The organism is Pseudomonas rhodesiae (assembly GCF_007858255.1).
GTDB lineage: Bacteria > Pseudomonadota > Gammaproteobacteria > Pseudomonadales > Pseudomonadaceae > Aquipseudomonas > Aquipseudomonas rhodesiae.
The window spans coordinates 39,619-56,283 of record NZ_VFEU01000025.1 but is presented as its reverse complement, the minus strand read 5'-3'; the positions used below and the strand labels follow the sequence as shown (position 1 = coordinate 56,283).

Genomic DNA, 16,665 nt, shown 5'->3' with positions numbered 1-16,665 from the left:
GAGCAATTCACGAAGTCAAGGAAATTATATGCCCAAGTTTCTTAACACCAGCGCTACCAATTACTACCTGGAGGAGCTGATCAAGAACGCCAAAGAGCGGCTGATCCTGATCAGCCCGTTCCTCAAAATCAATGATCGCATCCGCGAGCTGCTGGAAGACAAAAACCGCATGAAGATTGACGTGCGGATCGTCTACGGCAAGAGCGAGCTCAACCCTCAGGAAATTAACTGGCTCAAGGCCCTGACCTTCGTTCGCACGAGCTTCTGCAAGAATTTGCATGCCAAGTGCTACCTCAACGAAGAAGTGGCCATCATCACGAGCCTCAACCTCTACGAGTTCAGCCAGGTCAATAACAACGAGATGGGCATCCTGCTGACCCGGGAGGCTGACTCGGAGTGCTACCGCGATGCCTACGACGAGGCTCAGCGTATTGTCCGTGTAAGCGATGAGGTGCGTATTGCAATGGAAATGGTCGTCAAGGTCGAAGGCGGTGGCGCTGCTGCTCAGGCAGCATCGGCATCGACCGATGAGGCTGATGGTGGTTCAGGCGCTATGGCCAAGCTCACCTCTGCAAAGTTGGCTGCAAAAATGGGCATCAAGACGAAAGACCTGATGGATCGGCTTGTTGCGGGGGGATACCTCGAGCTTCGAGATACCATGCATTACCTGACAGACCTTGGTAAATCCGCAGGTGGCGAGTTCCGGAAGGGGCCTGGCGGTTTTTACTTTTTATGGCCGTTTGATTTTGATTTTTGACGCTTGTGTCGAGGCCCGACCGGCACGGAAAGCAAGCCTGAATGCCATGGAATTCCTCACCTGATGTGAGCCGGCCCAGAAGCACGATAAGCGAGCCGCCCAAGGCTGACTAAGGGCGGCTTTTCTTTCTCCTCCGGGCCTGCTTGACCGCAAATTTGCGTGATCCCAGAGGGTTGCAGGCATCCCTGTAAATAGGCATCATGGCCCTACCGAAAGGTGCGTAAGCTGCGCGCTATTGCAGCTCAAGAACCCTCACAGTCCCGATCGGGGCTGTTCAAGTAAGCATAAGTCCGTCTGACCTATGCTACCCCCCAGAATCAACCATCCACGCATGAGCGTAGATGTTTGTCCGTGCCTGGCACGGGTCGTTAGCTGCGACTCTAATCAGCTTAAAAACCTACCCATGCGGGGAAACCCGTATGGGATTTCTCCGCTCTGAAAACTGGAGTTGAGAATATGAGCAATACCAACGAAGTCGTTAATCTGACCAAGTTTAAAACTACCCGTGAACTCGAAGCCTTCGGGGTTCGTAATCTTACGAGTTGGAAGGAATTTCAGGAGATTCGTAATCTCCTTTTCTTCCCGGTGTTGCCGACCAAGGAAAGTGTTGCAAAGCGCGTTGAGCGTCTTGCCGAAATTGCCCTTGCTGAAGCAAAAAAATCTGGCACAACTACCGTTCTGGTCAGTTGCCCGCCATGGATGATGCATTCGCTGTGTGCCGAGCTGGTTTATCACGGGCTCACACCAGTCGTAAGCTTCACCAAAAAAACCAGTGAAGACAGCCTGTCTGTGATTGATCTGGTAGTTGCTGCGTAAACCTGCACAAAATAAACCGCCCACTGGGGGAGTCTTCCCCTATGGGGATTCTCCTTTTCTTGGGCAACTGCTTTCGAGAACGGAGAATATAAAATGCAATTCAATGCAAAAGTTGAGATGAAAGAGTTCGGCTTCAATACCAACGCGCAAGCGCCAGGTTTTGCAGAAGGACACCAGTGGATGCATCACGTCGCGCCGAAGAAGAAGTATTTTTTCCGCGAGATGCTGGTCAAGCCGTTCATGAGTTGGCTCTACGCTCCGTTTGGGGATAGCTGCATGCTCCTCGGCCCAACTGGATCGGGTAAGTCTTCGCTCGTAGAGCAAGTCACTGCCCATCTTAATTGGCCCTGCATCACCGTTTCGGCACATAGTCGGATGGAAATGCCGGAGCTTACTGGTTACAACCTGCCTGTCACTGATCCGGTGAGCGGCGACCTGAACACGAAGTTTGTGGATGGGCCGCTGACCCAAGCAATGCGTAATGGGTTTGTGTTCGTGCTCGATGAGTACGACACGCTTGATCCGGCAGTAACTGTAGGTCTGCACGCTGTCATGGAGGGGAGACCCTTGGTGATTGCGGAAAACAATGGTGAGGTTGTGAAGCCTCATGCCAACTTCCGGTTTGTCGCTTGCGGCAATACGGCGGGACAGGGTGATGCATCGGGAGTACATGCTGGCACCATGCAGCAGAACCTGGCATCGCTGGATCGCTTCCGAGTGTTTGAGGTTCCGTACCTTGAGGCTGATAACGAAGTAGCAACTTTGATATCTGCTTTGCCAATGCTTCCGGAAGAGATGGCGAAAAACATGGTGAAGGTTGCGAACTCCATTCGTAATCAACATCAAGGGTTAGGTGGTAATTACCTAAGCGTCACGATGTCCACTCGGACATTGCTTCGCTGGGGGCGTATCTCTTGTGGATACACTCACCAGGCCGCGGCTAATCCGCTTCAACTTTCGCTGGATGAATCGCTGCTCAATCGCTGCGATTTAGTTCAGAAGACAGCAATTCGTAAGATCGCCCAGAGTGTCTTTGGTGGCGATTGGAAAGTTGCTGTGTAAAAACCCTAAGGGGGAATCTCCCCCACCGGGCGCGATTCCCCCTTTTTCATGCATGTGAGAAAGGAGAATCGTGAAATGTCCATTCAACAGAATGAGATCAAAATCCTAGACCAACTACTGCTGGTCGATCTTTCCGGTATCCATCTGTGGACTGCTCGGAAAAAGCTTAAACCTGAAATGCTGGAGGGGAAGATTCCTCCTGCTATTTTGGCTTCACTCGGCTCGATGCGTGTAATCGACCCGGAGAAGCTGAAACCGTTTGAGAAGATCAAGCGGCAGGCTACAAAGGTGGTGGAAGAGTGTGGTGTGCGGTTCCTCGGTGGCTATGCAGTTTCCCAGGACAAGATCCAGGAGGTTGTTGACCGACTGGAAGCGCTCAAATCGCAATTCTACGACTTGAAAAACAACTTTCTCCCTAACTACGAACGCTGGATCACTGAGTGGATCGACAAGGGCTGGGAGAAGCAAGAATGGCGTGATGCTATCCGCACCTCGGTGACACCGAAGGCGCAGGTAGATGCAGGGATGCATTTTGGGTACGCGGCATGCCGTGTTTCCCCTGATGGCGACAAGCACCTCTCTAACACGCTGGGTACGCAGGTCCGTGGTTTGTCAGATCAGCTGTACGCTGAGACGGCAGATACAGCCGAGCGCTTGCTTGAAACAGGCTTGGCCACTCGTGGCCATGTCACACAAACGACGCTGAACACTGTTCGGAAGATCAACGCCAAGCTTCGCGGCCTGATGTTCCTGTCCAGTGAGGTCAAAGCCCTAACCGAACACATTGAGGAAGTCCTTGCGGCTCTCCCCAAGTCCGGGGTGGTTAATGGCTCTCAGTACAACAGCGTTGTAGCCCTTGTGTCGGCCCTTTCTGATGAGGACTCGATCAAGCGGCTGATCAAAAACCTGAACATTGCCAACGGTCATGAAGATGCATCGATGGCCTTCGTTCCAGCATTGCCTTCAGTTGAAACCGAGGCCCCGGCCGGTGTTGAAACAGAGGCTCCTACAGCAGTTGAGATCGAGGCCCCGGCCGAGACTGTCGCTGTTGTTGCTGTACCTGATGCTGAAGTACCCGCGGATGCCGTAACGATGGTCGAGGAAGAGCTGAGCGCAAGCGTAGCTACTCCGAGTTGTCACGACAGCATCAACGAAGTACCAGCAACACCCGAGGTTGTTGAACCAGCTGAATCCGTTCCAGTGGAGCAGTCTGAAGAACCCCTCGTAATCAATCCGTCCGAACCCGATATGCCCTTCGGCACCTTCTGGTTCTGACATCACAAACAAACCCCGCGTGGGAGTAGCCCTCCTCGCGGGGTTACTCCTTTTCGCGGTGGCGAGAAAGGAGATAAACGATGAGCAATCAATCCCTGGTCGGCACTCTGCCGATCTATGCACAGCACCTTGCCGAGCTAACTGGCGTCAAAGTGCACGTTGAGGGTATCCAGGCTAAGACAGATGGAAAAAACGTATTTGTCCCCTTCACCGAGGACGATCTGCCGCTGTCCTTCGGGTACATCGCACATGAATGCTCCCATGTCCGCAACACAGACATGGGCTGCTTTCGCGACTCATGCCCGACACCCTTCCGCAAGAATCTGCTGAACATTCTTGAGGACATCCGCATTGAACGATTGAGCATGGATCAGTACCCAGGTACTGAGTCGGACATCCGCTACCTGAACCGCAAGGTTCTGCTTGAGCCGTTTCGGCCTGAGCAGGTGGATGACTGCCCGGCGCTCCATGTGATTCACAACGGAATTCTCTACGGCGGTTACTGGCTACTCCAGGAACCGCAGCTTGAGGTTCCAGCAAAAGCCTACCTGGCCCGTATGGAGACCCTTCTTGGGGCTGACCTTACGGATCAGATCCTGACCCTGGTGAAGAACACCCTGACGTGCGAGAGCACAACAGATGTTCTCGCTCTGGTGGACGCGATTATCGACCTGCTGCCTTCGCAAGAGGATGAGCAGGAAGATGAGCAACCGCAGCCCGAGCAAGGCTCGGAGGGTGCTCCTCAGGACTCGCAAGAGTCGGGTGGAGGCGATCAGCAGCAGGAGCAGAAGCAAGACGGTGGTGCGGGTGCAGGTGATGAAGGCAAAGAGGAGGGGCAACCCGAATCCAAGCAGGAAACATCTGATGGAGGCCAGTCCGGCTCCGAGCCGCAAGACCAATCCCAACCAAGTAGCGGCAGCAATGCCGGCGACGATGGCCAAGAAACCTCGCAGTCCAGCAATGGCAGCGGCAAACCTTCCCCAGAAGCCAGCAACCTGCGCGAGCAGGCCAAGGATGCAACCGAAGCCGACCTGAAAGGGTTGATCTCGGAAGTTGGCGACAAGGCGGGTGAGTTGCTAGGCCGTAAGGCAGTGCGCGACGGTAATCCGCTCCGACCATTCTCTCTGGACGGGAGGGGGAGGAACCGATCCGATCAAGCGAGCGTCCGCCGTGTGCAATTGGGCATCGAGCAATCTGCCGGTCTACGACAGTGCCTTAATGGGCTGTTACAGGCGCAGGTTGATTGCCGTGTTCGGCTGAAGCGGCAGGGCAAGAGGATCGACACTGGCCGTATCGCCATGATGAAAGGCGGCGAAACGCGGGTGTTTAGAAGTAAGTCTCGAGCAGAGCGTCAGTCTGCATCAATCCAGATTCTTCTCGACAAGTCGGGGAGTATGAAGTCTGCGATGGATCAGGCCGAAGCCGCAGTCTATGCGGTGCTAAGCGCGCTGGAGGGACTTCCGCTGGTGACAACCGGCGCGATGTCGTTTCCCAACAAGGCAAACGATGGCGTTGAGCGCTGCGCACTGATCAAGAGCCCGAAAGAGCGATTGATCAGGGCGGTAAGCGAAGGTGGCTTTGGTGTGATGTCGGAGGGCGGTACGCCTCTTGCGCAAGCACTGTGGCCGGCTGCTGTTGAAGTTCTTCGTGCGAAGGGCGAGAAGAAGATTCTTTTCGTCATAACGGATGGGGAACCGAACGCAGGTACTACTCATGCAGCGAAAGAGTTTATTCAGCGGTGTGAGGTCAGCGGCATCGAAGTGATTGGACTTGGTTTCGGAAGTGCCAATGAGCACATCCTGAAAGCATTGTTCAGCCAATACCGTGCTGTTGGGGAGGTTGCGAATCTCAAGAACTCGCTCTTTGAGCTTGTTCGCGAAGCATTAGCTGCCTGACAAATAACCATTCAACCCACTAGGGGCTTTCCCTAGTGGGAGGCCTCTGTCGGTTTGAGGAGGTCTGAAATGGAAAATACTGCGACTGCGTTGCCCTTGCTGGATCTGTTTGGGGAACAAGTAATTATTCAGCGCCGCTCGTTTGAGCGGAGACCACGGAGAAAGGCAAGCCATGCGCGAGTCTTTCAACTTGGATTTCTCGACATTCTGGAAATGTCAGACGCTGAGTTGGAAGCCCTGCGGACACGAGACGAAATCACCGATGATTACGTTGAGTGGATGCGGGAATACCTGCTGAAAATCACTCTGAGGCAGATCATTCATCCTCAGCTCAGTGAGCAGAATTGGCGCGAAGCAATGGATTGGGTACTTTCGGACGAAGTTCATCCGTTTAGCTTCCGAGTCTGTTGTGAAGCAATGATGTGCGACTTCGAAGATGTTCGCGCTACCACATTGAAAATCGCAGCCAAAGAACTGGTTAAGTAAATAGAAGCCCGATAGGGGGAAAGCCCCCTACGGGCTTTCTCCCTTTCTGCGTTTCGTAGAAATGGAGAATCAGATGAATGCTTATAAGGATGCCCAGGCCGGCGAAGCCAGGACGTTCGTTACTCGTAACGATCAGGTGGTCAAGCTAGTTGAAAGGCTGCTGAAACGCGCTGCCGGCGTTCTCGTCGAGAAGGTTTGCCGCAAGGCTATGACGGAAGGCGAGCTTCAGGTTGTAAAGCAGGCGGTTGAGCGTGGCGAGCTGTACAAGGTTTTCAGCCTTGTTCGTCCGGCTGCTGACCAAATGCGACGTGTGGACAGCAAGAACATTTACTGGGACTGGATTGATGCCTTCGGGAGCTATTCGGACGCAGTTGGCTCTTGCTGGCCATACATGAGCCAGGAGCGAAGAGCGTACGCTCTGCTGCACGCTGAAGAGCTGGCCAACGCAATCTGCAAATAACCCTACCGGGGAACCCCGGCGGGGTTCTCCATGAAAATGGAGATGAAAATGCACCGGTTTGTTGAAGAAAAGATGGCAAAAGCCGCGCCTGTTCCATGCGACTTCATCCTTGGCGATACCGTGACGGTGACAAATGGATACGGAGTCGAAATCCAGGGAAAGAAAATCCTTGGATTCGTCCGGGAGATCGATCCTGAGTTTCGCCCTGATGCATTCGTTTTTCTGGATTGGGATTGCTACTGGTTCCCGGTTTCGCCAGAAAAATTGAAGCTCGAAAGCAGATATTCAGGACTCTAAAAAACACAACCCAAGGGGGAGAAATCCCCCGCGGGGCTTCTCCCTGCATGGATGTATGGAGAAGTCGATGAACGCGATCCTCGAAGCTGCTCGTTTGCAAGGCCAGGCCTCGATAAGCCGTAAGGCTTGGGTAACCAAAGGGGGCACAAAGGTTCACCTATGGGAGCTGTCATCAGGGGGCGTCATCCTCCTGAAGCACTCGCGGGGAGAAGGTTTTTTCCAGCCGATAAAGCTGGAGGAGCCAATGGAGATGGTTGTTGACCGTTTCCGGAATAAATGCGGCCACAAGGTGTTCTCACCTAATGGGCTATGAGTGTGAAAGGGTGGCCTTCGGGTCACCCTTTTTTTTGGGTGCGCCAGGCATGGCGCGTTGCGCGTCAGCGCAACCCGCTTGGTTGTGGTGACCAGGCGGGTGACTTGGAGGTGGAAGTCCTCTACACACCCGGCAAGGGGAAGTGTTAGCCGGAGGCAAGGGTGTCGCGGGTGACTGCGAATCTGAAGGAAGCCCGAGGCAAAATGCTGGCCTGACGAACAGGAAGCGGATAGAGGCGGCACAGCGGGGTAAGGCGGCCCAAATCGTCGAAGCCCAATACTTGCACGGAACGCTGTGACGTAAATCCGACAGGCATAAGCAGGAAGGTCACGCGAATTACCCTGGGAGATCTGCACACCTGCCTTTGTGCTACCGAGCGTCGAGAGGCGACGGGATGGGCGTGCAGAAGTCAGCCGAGGCCGTAGTAAGTGGCGGTTAACCACGCCACCAAGGGCCGAACAGGTTATGCCGCCAGTAGGTGTCACTGTCTCGTTGGTAGCCGTAATGCAGAAATTTCCCACAGCGGAAACTATCATCCTGAGTCCCGGCCAGAAGCCGAGGATGATGCCTGACAGTGCAAAGGTATCGATGGCGTCAGTGGCGTGGACGAGCGCGGAGTCGGGCACGCTGATGGAGCGGGTGCTTGCACCGGCCAACCTCAGGCGTGCGTATCAACGCGTAGTCAGCAACAAGGGGGCGCCGGGTGCCGATGGCATGACGGTGGCCGACTTGGCGGGCCACGTGAAACAGTATTGGCCAATACTCAAGGCCAGGTTGATGGCCGGTGAATACCATCCTCAAGCAGTGCGAGCGGTTGAAATTCCCAAACCGCAGGGCGGCACACGGCAACTGGGAATCCCCAGCGTCGTAGATCGCCTGATCCAGCAAGCCCTGCAGCAACAGCTTACGCCAATCTTCGATCCACTGTTTTCGGACTACAGCTACGGCTTTCGTCCGGGCAGAAGCGCTCACCAAGCCGTCGGGATGGCCCGCGCTCATGTGGCGTCGGGGTATCGCTGGTGCGTGGAACTCGACCTTGAGAAGTTCTTTGATCGGGTCAACCACGACATCCTGATGGCCTGCATCGAGCGCCGTATTGAAGACAAGGGCGCGCTCAGGCTGATCCGTCGCTACCTCGAAGCCGGTGTCATGTCGGGCGGTATCGTCAGCCAGCGGCAGGAAGGGACGCCGCAAGGCGGCCCGCTCTCGCCGTTGTTGTCGAATATCCTGCTCGACGAACTCGATCGCGAGCTGGAGCGTCGGGGCCATCGCTTCGTGCGCTACGCCGATGATGCGAACATTTATGTCCGCACTCCTCGGTCTGGTGAGCGGGTGCTGGCCAGCGTCGAGCGCTTTCTGTGCCAACGTTTGAAATTGACGGTGAACCGGAAGAAGAGCCAAGTGGCAGAGGCTTGGAAGTGTGACTATTTGGGCTACGGGATGAGCATGCACCAGCAACCAAGGCTGCGCGTGGCAACGATGAGCCTGGGGCGCTTACGCGACCGACTCAGAATATTGCTGCGCAGTGTAAGGGCCCGCAAAGTGGCGACTGTCATCGAGCGAATCAACCCTGTCCTGCGAGGCTGGGCTGGCTATTTCAAGCTCAGCCAGAGCAAACGCCCACTTGAGAAAATGGACGGCTGGGTCAGGCACAAACTTCGCTGCGTCATCTGGCGCCAATGGAAACGGCCCTCAACGAGGGCGCGCAACCTGATGCGCCTGGGCTTGAGCGAGGAACGTGCCTATAAATCGGCCTTCAATGGCCGAGGCCCGTGGTGGAATTCGGGGGCATCTCACGTGAATCAGGCGCTACCGAAGAAACTATGGGATAGACTCGGACTGGTCTCGATACTGGATACAATTAACCGGCTTAGCCGCATAACCTGAACCGCCGTGTACGGAACCGTACGCACGGTGGTGTGAGAGGACGGCGGCTGTGAAGCCGCCTCCTACTCGATTTCGCCATCTTGTTAAAGGGCATCGGTTTGGTATCATCGCAGGCATAGAGCGGGCCTCAGGTCGAGCTCTCAAGAACCCCTCCAGCACAGAGCCCTCTGTGCTTAGAACTTAGCGCCATGCATGAGCATGTCCGCCAAGGCCTGAAACGTGTATGCGTTCAGGCAGTGTTCTCATCATGTATGTGATGAGTCACAAAAAGCAGAGCCACGCTTTCAAACCGGCTTAAAAATAGCACTCAAATTATCGACATCCAGGCAACTGGATATTGGTTTTTCTGCGTGCATAAAAAACCCGCAGCGGGGAGATTACTTCCCGCCAGGGTGGTTCTCCGTCTGCATCTTTTGCTAACGGAGAACACCATGAAAACTCTCATCGTCCTTACCGCTCTTGTTGTTGGTGGCATTCAACTTGGCTTCAAGGCGTTCGATGCAGGCGTTGAAACTGCTCAGCAGTCTCACACCGCAGAAATGATCAAGGCACGTCACGCGCTTTGATTCAATAAGGCTCTTGGCAAAAAGCTTTCGGTTTTACTGGAAGTCTTTGCTTCGTAAGAGGTCGTCCCGATGTTTCATGTAAACGCAATTGACGCTGTTCGCAGCGCATCATCGTTGGCAGAAAAATCGAACTTTGCCTATGCGATTTATTCGCAGGCAAATGGCTTTATTGTTGTTCTTCTAACTCAGCCGAACGGCTCGGAGTTGGAAATAATTAAACCCTGACGGGGAATCCCGTTGGGACTCCTCGTCTTTTTGAGGAGTAAAAAAGATGTACAAGAAAATACTATTCGACTGGATTAAGGCTTCACTTATGGGCGTTGGCTGTAGCTTGTTGGCAGCCGCTTTTGTTTCCATCGTTACACCAGGAACGCATCCGCTTGTCGTATCGTTCTGTCTGGTGCTTGGCGTGGTAATGATGATCGCCGATTTGGTGGTATCCTTGATTACAGCGATGAGCAATCCGAAAGGAGAATGAAATGGACTCGATGCAGATGCTTGTTTACGCAATCGTAGGCGTTGTCGGTGCTTTGGCCCTAACCGGCGTGATCGGTTATGTGGTCGCTGACCGTCTCGACAAGAAGCACGGCACGAACATCAAGGCCCACTGAGCCTTCCCTCAGGGGTTGGCCCAGTGAACGGATTCAAGTCTAGCTTCGGCTAGACCGCTGCGTGGTCACCCTCCGTGGGTGATCCACCAGAGCCCTTCCGTGTGAAGGGCTCTGGGGATCACCCACACCTGGAGAGTTGAACATGACCGCAGCAAACGCACTATTCTGCCAAGAACTCAAAGAACTGATGGTCGAGTCTGGACGGGTGTTCAAAGTCCCCGAGCAGATCGCCAGAACTGTTTCGTCCTCCGATCCGGATACCCGGTTCGTTAAATCATGGGCGGTGATTCATCGCTTGATCCCGAGTGATGGCCAGGTCTTAGTAGTGCCTGAGGCATGATCAAAAACACAGCGAGCCCCGGCCGGTGACCCCACCAGCCGGGGCTTTGCTTTTTCAGGCGATTTTGTTGCCTGAAACCGCGCCATCATTTCTCACCCTTCCCCTAGCATCGAAGCATCCCCATTTTTGGACATGCGATCGATGCGACAACCACTCAAAACAACGCTGAGACGGCTGGTCAACGTGACCGTGATCGGCCTGTATCTCAACAGCATGACCTTCACAGCCTGGGCCGACGCTGTGACAGCAGGATCTGCGGCCGGTCAATCGGTAGGCCAGCAGGCACTTCAGGTATTCGATGGTGGGGACGCCTCCGTCACGCTTCAGGATCTTTTCCCTGAAACTGGAGACACTGCCTCGCTCGAGAACGTCTACGGCGACGATGTGAAGACGATCGATCTCGGGTTGCGAGCAAATACCCGCCTCCAATCGGAATCGTCCTCTGAGGGAGAGGCATACCGAACCCTGATCGACAGCGGCAACCGCATGTCGGTAGATCTCTCCAACGACCCTATGCTCAATCAGGCTGATCAAGTTCGTTCCCCTGACTTCATGGATGGGTTTAAGCAGAACTTCGCGGACTGCACCTCTACCGAAGTTTTTGAGAACGTGACGAAAAACGCCCATGTTGCCAATTACAAAACATGTGAGCGCGTCGTGGATCAAGGCGGAAACGTTGAGTTCCTGCATGACTACAAGGTAGGTGTAATCGAATACGTTTCCGGGCAGCCAAACTTTCAGTCGTGCGGACCAGGTTGCTTGTACATCTGGGTCGGCACGGTAGGGGACAACTACTGGAGCGGGAACTGCAAAATCTATGAGGAGTACACCCGATTCCGCGTGATAGCCAAGGACGCCATTATTTCAGCTACCGTCGACAGAGCTGTTTTCGACGATTATTTCCAAATCCTTTTCAATGACGAAATGCTTTGGACGCACACACCTGGTGTCTTCCCGCCGGAAACAGCTGGAAGCTGCGAACGCGGAACAAGCTGGAACGTAGCTCCGAACAAGGTGATCACTGACAAGTTCGGCAGCGATGATGACGTGATCACGTTCAAAACCCGCACCTCGGTTACCGGTGGTGGTGAGGGTTACGCCCGCATCAAGATCATCTATGACCCGGCAAAGGCGTTTGTCGATAATGGTTGGGGGCCGGAAGAGCGCCTGCCTATGTTCGACATGATCGAGGATGGGTTCTGCACCAACGCTCAGATGTCGTGCACGTCTATGCCGGCGGTGGACGCCAATGGCTGTACGGAAACCAATGGCGTTCGGATCTGCCGCTCTGACATGCCACCATCCCCGCACCCGAGCATCGATCCGCTTTGCAAGAAGGCCCAGGTAAGCGCCGAGTGCTCCTACTACAAGGGGAATATGGATTGCTACACGGACGCCCAGGGTGTGCAGCGGTGCCCCTCAAATGATGGCGGCAACCTGAATACCTGCACCCAGTACGAGCAGAACCCCAGCTGCGGTTTTATCTCTCAAGGTTGTATTGATGGCGCAAAAGGCGAGACAGGCTCTTGCTATGCCTTCGAGGAGGTCTGGGACTGCGGTTATGACACCAGCTACGAAACTATCGTGAACACTGGGGCCCAAATCGAATGCCCTGGTGGGGCGCGCTGCATGGGCAGTGAGTGTTTCGACTCGTCGAACACGAAAAGCGGCGATTTTGCCTATGCGGTGGCCATGCTTCAGGTTGCTCAGTTTGCTGAGCACGACCTGGACTGCGGTGGTGATGGTACCGATATCAACGAGGCCAATGACTGCAAGGTGTTCAAAGGCGAGGCTATGGAGTGCAAGAAGGCGCTCGGGGGCTATGTTGACTGCTGCGAAGCGCCGGAAAGCGTAAGCATCTTCGACTATGTAAACCTGACCATGAACACTCTCAAGATGACCAGCTCACTTGAGGCATTGAGCAGGACAGGAAATCTCTTTGCGCCGGGATACTGGGCCGCGGGCACTGAAGCTGCCATGTCTGTCGGCTCCTCGGTTATCAAGGGCCAGTGGGGCACCATTGTCGATAGCGCCACTGCTGCGTTCAATGAGGGATTCCAAGGTGCAGCGATGGGACAGATTCAGCAATGGCTGATGCAGCAGGCCTATGATGCAATGGTTGAAATGGGGGCCTCTGCTGCTGCAAATGCGGTATTCGCTACAGGTGCAGAAGGCACCGCGACCCAGGGTACTGTTACTGGACTAAGCGCCAACGCTGCGATGGTAGTTAATATCATCGGCTGGGTTTATATGGTCTATGTGATTGTGGATCTGCTGATCAACATTATTTGGGAGTGCGAGCAGAAGGAGTTCGAGCTTGGTGCGAAAAAGGAAACCCGGCAATGCCACTTTGTTGGCAGCTACTGCGCATCCGAAGCACTTGGGTCATGCGTTGAAAAGCGAGAGGCCTATTGCTGCTTTGGCTCGGTTGTAGCGCGCATCATTCAAGAGTCAGCCCGTGAACAACTGGGGTTGGGATGGGGTGACGTAAAGTCGCCTACGTGCGAAGGAATTACGCCAGCTCAGATGGCGCAGATGGATTGGTCGCGTGTGGATCTGTCTGAGTGGATCGGCATGCTGAATCTTGCAGGGCGTCTTCCTACCGCTAATACAGTTTCCCTGGAGGATATTACCGGGAGTGGTAGTAAACTTCAGACAACAGATGGAGAAAAGCGTCTGAACACATTAGATAGAAACCTACAGAGGCTTGAGAATTTCGATGTAGACGCGGTAAAGAGAAAGGCAGAGGAAGGGCTGCGATAAAATAAGCCCCGCGCTGGCGGGGCTTTTTTTATTTATCAGTTGTTTTATTTTCCGATGAAATACATCGATTGACCTTTATTGATAATGCGCGCTGGAACAGAGTTCTTCCGCAGCCTTTCACCTGGGTGGTACATGTAAAACCATTCAGGTAGTTTCTCCGAAACCTCAATCATGGCGTCCAGTGTAGATATATCGTTTTTGTTTCCGTCAATTGTATACTGCCCATGATGAATAAATATCGGCCCGTATGCCTCGGAAGAAGCAATGAAAGTAGGAGGAACTGAAGCTACCCCGTCAAACTGAACCGGGGTCTCTTTCCAAATTGCTACGGGGTCAACATAGGCTTTCCCACTACCAGGCGGATATTTTCCAACTTTAGGCGTGAGTGTTGATCTTTGATTAGGGAAAGCTTTAAGGCGGGCCTCATCAAAAAGTTTTAGTACAAGAGCAGATGCTTCTTCGGGGGACTTAGCAAGTGTGGATGGGACCCACGCGGCTGTTTGATACCCCCGAGCTGGATCGCTCGAACCGCCGAGTAGAAAGAGTCCTACCCCAAGGCCAAGAGCTGCATTGCTGCTGACGCCTGAGGGCGGGGACGCATAACCGCCTGCGGCAATAGCGACATCGCCCACAGACGAACCGCCCGTACCTGAAGTCGCTGTTGTCGGGCCGGATGTAGCCAGCTCGAGAGGAACATCACGCTGGCCAGAAATGTTCATGGCAGTCAGAACGTGCATTGCATCCGACCATTTTTCCTTCGGTACATTCTGCGGATCAGGCAGCTGCACGGTGGCAGTCTTCGGCGTGGAAGAGCACCCGACCAGGAGGGCAATAGTTGCTGCGAGGAGGCCGGTGTAAATCGTTCTACGATGGTTCTGCATGGTGAAACTCCTTGTTTTGATAGGCATAGGTTACCGGCTTCGGCGGGAATCCCAAGCGAAGCGAATGACTGGTGGGCTTTCTACGCATTGGACGGGTAGCGCACGCCTCGCGGCGGCCCTATACTCGACACTGTACAGATAGCCAGCAATCCAATGCTCAGACGCCAAGCCTACAAATTCCGCATCGAACCAACCGGCGAGCAGCAGCGTAAGCTGCGGCAGTTCGCAGGGGCGTGCCGATTCGTTTTCAACAAGGCGCTGGCGGTGCAGCAAGTCAACCGCGAAGAAGGCGGCAAGTACATCGGCTATGTGGCCATGGCCAAATATCTCACCGCCTGGCGCAACGGCGATGAAACGCCTTGGCTGAAGGATGCCCCGGTGCATCCCTTGCAGCATGCGCTCAAAGACCTCGACCGGGCCTATCAGAACTTCTTCGCCCAGCGGGCCGACTTTCCCCGCTTCAAGAAACGCGGTCAGCGCGATAGCTTCCGCTACCCCGATCCCAAACAGATCAAGCTCGACCAGGGAAATTCACGCATCAACCTGCCCAAGCTGGGCTGGCTGCGCTATCGCAACAGCAGGCAGGTGCTCGGCACCCTCAAGAACGTCACGGTCAGCCTGAGCGCCGGCCACTGGTACGTTTCGATCCAGACGGAGCGAGAAGTGGCGGTGCCGCTGCACGCCGCCCCGCTCGCGGTTGGCATCGACCTCGGCGTGGTGCGCTTCGCCACCCTCTGGGATGGGGAGCGGGAAACGGTGCTGGAACCACTCAACACCTTCGCCCGCCACCAGCACCGACTGGCCAAGGCCCAGCGGCAGATGGCCCGCAAGACCAAATTCAGCAGCAACTGGAAAAAGGCCAAGGCTCGGGTTCAGCGCATCCAGCGCCAGATCGCCAATGCCCGAGCCGACTACCTGCACAAAGCGACGACCGCCATCAGCAAAAGCCACGCGCTGGTGATCGTCGAAGACCTCCAGGTAGCCAGCATGACCCGTTCGGCCAGCGGCACCGCCGAGCAACCCGGCAGCCGGGTTCGGCAGAAGGCCGGGCTCAACCGCTCGATCCTGGATCAGGGCTGGGGCGAGTTCCGCCGCCAGTTGGACTACAAGCTGGCCTGGAGAGGCGGATGGCTCGTCGCCGTGCCGCCGCAGAACACGAGCCGCACCTGTCCGTGCTGCGGCCATGTGTCTGCCGACAACCGCCAGACGCAAGCCCGCTTCGAGTGCGTGGGATGCGGTTATGAGAACAACGCCGATGTGGTCGGCGCGATCAACATACTCAGGGCGGGGCACGCCCGGCTCGCGGAGAGCGCAAATGCTGAGTGAGGAACAGCGCCAAGCCAAGAAAGAACGGCAGCGCCGCTACCGGGCAAAGAACCGTGAGCGACTTGCTGAATACTCTCGTGCTTATCGGAAAGACAACGCTGAAGCAATCCGACAACAGGAGAAATCTTCTCCTGCCCGCAAAGCGTCGCAAAATAGGCGTGATGCTGTACGGGAGGCAGCCCCGGAGCGCAGAGAATGGATGCGGCAGTATAAGCGAGCGAACCGCGCAGCCATCGCTAAGCAAGAACGCAAGGCGCTGGAAGCTATGCCACATCGCAAACTGGCAAAGAACCTGCGGATCAGACTGAACAGGGCAATCAAAGGCGGCTGGAAGAGCGGGTCTGCTGTTGAACTACTAGGCTGCTCGGTAGAAAGCGCGATGAAGCACATTGAGTCCCTGTTTGAGCATGGCATGTCTTGGGATAACTGGGGAGAGTGGCATATCGACCACATCAGACCGCTTGCCTCATTCAATCTTGAGAATGCAGAGCAGCTTGCAGACGCCTGCCACTACACCAATCTTCGCCCGCTTTGGAAGGTGGACAACCTTCGCAAAGGGGCAAGAAATACCGTGGGACACACGGAAATTAACGCCTTTGGAGATACGAGTAGCGGCTGCGCGCTCGGCCAAGGAACCCGCCGAAGCGAAGAAGCTGCATTCGCAGCCTAGCGCCGTAGGAATCCCCGGCCTTGCGGCAGCTCTGTGAGCGAAGCGAGAGGCTGGAGAGGATGTCAAACGGTTGTTGAGGTCGTACCCAAGCACAAGAAAAACCCCGCCGTGGCGGGGTTGCAGTCATCGACTCGTAGGTGGTGAATCCGGGAAGTGACCAAGCCGCTCCTCAAATACGAGCCGGCTATGACCACAATCCCAGAGAGAGAACATCAGCCCTGTGCTCATGTCAGCGGCGATAAAATCCTCTCCGTTTGGAA

18 protein-coding genes are annotated in these 16,665 nt (G+C 55.0%); 17 read left to right on the top strand and 1 reads right to left on the bottom strand.

Features of this window, described 5'->3' with window-relative positions; translation table 11 throughout:
• Positions 1–28: 28 nt before the first annotated feature.
• The 15 genes from FIV35_RS24230 (at position 29) to traN (ending at position 13,528) form a co-directional block, all read left to right on the top strand.
• Positions 29–757 (top strand): phospholipase D family protein, encoded by a 729-nt coding sequence (locus FIV35_RS24230; protein ID WP_028622352.1) that lies wholly within the window; start codon positions 29–31, stop codon positions 755–757.
• Between the two features lie 456 nt (positions 758–1,213).
• On the top strand, positions 1,214–1,573 hold the full coding sequence (locus tag FIV35_RS24225; protein WP_023049098.1) for a hypothetical protein: 360 nt from the start codon (positions 1,214–1,216) through the stop codon (positions 1,571–1,573).
• Positions 1,574–1,666: 93 nt separating this feature from the next.
• Complete coding sequence (locus tag FIV35_RS24220; RefSeq protein ID WP_083377979.1) at positions 1,667–2,635, top strand: AAA family ATPase; 969 nt, start codon at positions 1,667–1,669, stop codon at positions 2,633–2,635.
• A 75-nt stretch (positions 2,636–2,710) separates the two neighbouring features.
• Complete coding sequence (locus FIV35_RS24215) at positions 2,711–3,910, top strand: DUF3150 domain-containing protein (RefSeq protein WP_028622350.1); 1,200 nt, start codon at positions 2,711–2,713, stop codon at positions 3,908–3,910.
• A gap of 80 nt (positions 3,911–3,990) precedes the next feature.
• Positions 3,991–5,805 (top strand): nitric oxide reductase activation protein NorD, encoded by a 1,815-nt coding sequence (locus FIV35_RS24210; RefSeq protein WP_033040889.1) that lies wholly within the window; start codon positions 3,991–3,993, stop codon positions 5,803–5,805.
• Positions 5,806–5,874: 69 nt separating this feature from the next.
• Positions 5,875–6,291 (top strand): hypothetical protein, encoded by a 417-nt coding sequence (locus FIV35_RS24205; RefSeq protein ID WP_033040891.1) that lies wholly within the window; start codon positions 5,875–5,877, stop codon positions 6,289–6,291.
• Positions 6,292–6,364: 73 nt separating this feature from the next.
• Positions 6,365–6,751, top strand: coding sequence for a hypothetical protein (locus tag FIV35_RS24200; protein ID WP_013100877.1), 387 nt, complete (start codon positions 6,365–6,367; stop codon positions 6,749–6,751).
• Positions 6,752–6,799: 48 nt separating this feature from the next.
• Positions 6,800–7,048, top strand: coding sequence for a hypothetical protein (locus FIV35_RS24195; RefSeq protein WP_033040893.1), 249 nt, complete (start codon positions 6,800–6,802; stop codon positions 7,046–7,048).
• 67 nt (positions 7,049–7,115) lie between these two features.
• Positions 7,116–7,361 (top strand): hypothetical protein, encoded by a 246-nt coding sequence (locus tag FIV35_RS24190; protein WP_013100879.1) that lies wholly within the window; start codon positions 7,116–7,118, stop codon positions 7,359–7,361.
• Positions 7,362–7,826: 465 nt separating this feature from the next.
• Entirely contained in the window at positions 7,827–9,248 is a 1,422-nt protein-coding gene (gene ltrA, locus FIV35_RS24185; protein WP_083377980.1) for a group II intron reverse transcriptase/maturase, read from the top strand.
• 431 nt (positions 9,249–9,679) lie between these two features.
• The gene (locus FIV35_RS30125; RefSeq protein ID WP_013100880.1) at positions 9,680–9,814 is read left to right on the top strand and encodes a hypothetical protein; all 135 of its coding nucleotides are present in this window, start codon (positions 9,680–9,682) and stop codon (positions 9,812–9,814) included.
• A 271-nt stretch (positions 9,815–10,085) separates the two neighbouring features.
• Positions 10,086–10,292 (top strand): hypothetical protein, encoded by a 207-nt coding sequence (locus tag FIV35_RS24180; protein ID WP_011077965.1) that lies wholly within the window; start codon positions 10,086–10,088, stop codon positions 10,290–10,292.
• Between the two features lies 1 nt (position 10,293).
• A complete protein-coding gene (locus tag FIV35_RS30120) occupies positions 10,294–10,425 on the top strand; it encodes a hypothetical protein (RefSeq protein WP_255311629.1) in 132 nt (43 codons plus the stop codon).
• 142 nt (positions 10,426–10,567) lie between these two features.
• Entirely contained in the window at positions 10,568–10,765 is a 198-nt protein-coding gene (locus FIV35_RS24175) for a hypothetical protein (RefSeq protein WP_013100883.1), read from the top strand.
• 141 nt (positions 10,766–10,906) lie between these two features.
• The gene (gene traN / locus FIV35_RS24170; protein WP_033040477.1) at positions 10,907–13,528 is read left to right on the top strand and encodes a conjugal transfer mating pair stabilization protein TraN; all 2,622 of its coding nucleotides are present in this window, start codon (positions 10,907–10,909) and stop codon (positions 13,526–13,528) included.
• 44 nt (positions 13,529–13,572) lie between these two features.
• On the opposite strand, the gene FIV35_RS24165 is transcribed toward traN, so the two are convergent.
• Entirely contained in the window at positions 13,573–14,409 is an 837-nt protein-coding gene (locus tag FIV35_RS24165) for a hypothetical protein (RefSeq protein WP_047296868.1), read from the bottom strand.
• 153 nt (positions 14,410–14,562) lie between these two features.
• On the opposite strand from FIV35_RS24165, the gene FIV35_RS24160 reads away from it, so the two are divergent.
• Positions 14,563–15,735, top strand: a complete 1,173-nt coding sequence (locus tag FIV35_RS24160; protein WP_083377981.1) for an RNA-guided endonuclease InsQ/TnpB family protein — start codon at positions 14,563–14,565, stop codon at positions 15,733–15,735.
• Positions 15,725–16,405, top strand: a complete 681-nt coding sequence (locus tag FIV35_RS24155; RefSeq protein WP_083377982.1) for a hypothetical protein — start codon at positions 15,725–15,727, stop codon at positions 16,403–16,405. Before FIV35_RS24160 ends, FIV35_RS24155 begins: the two co-directional genes overlap by 11 nt.
• Positions 16,406–16,665: the final 260 nt, after the last annotated feature.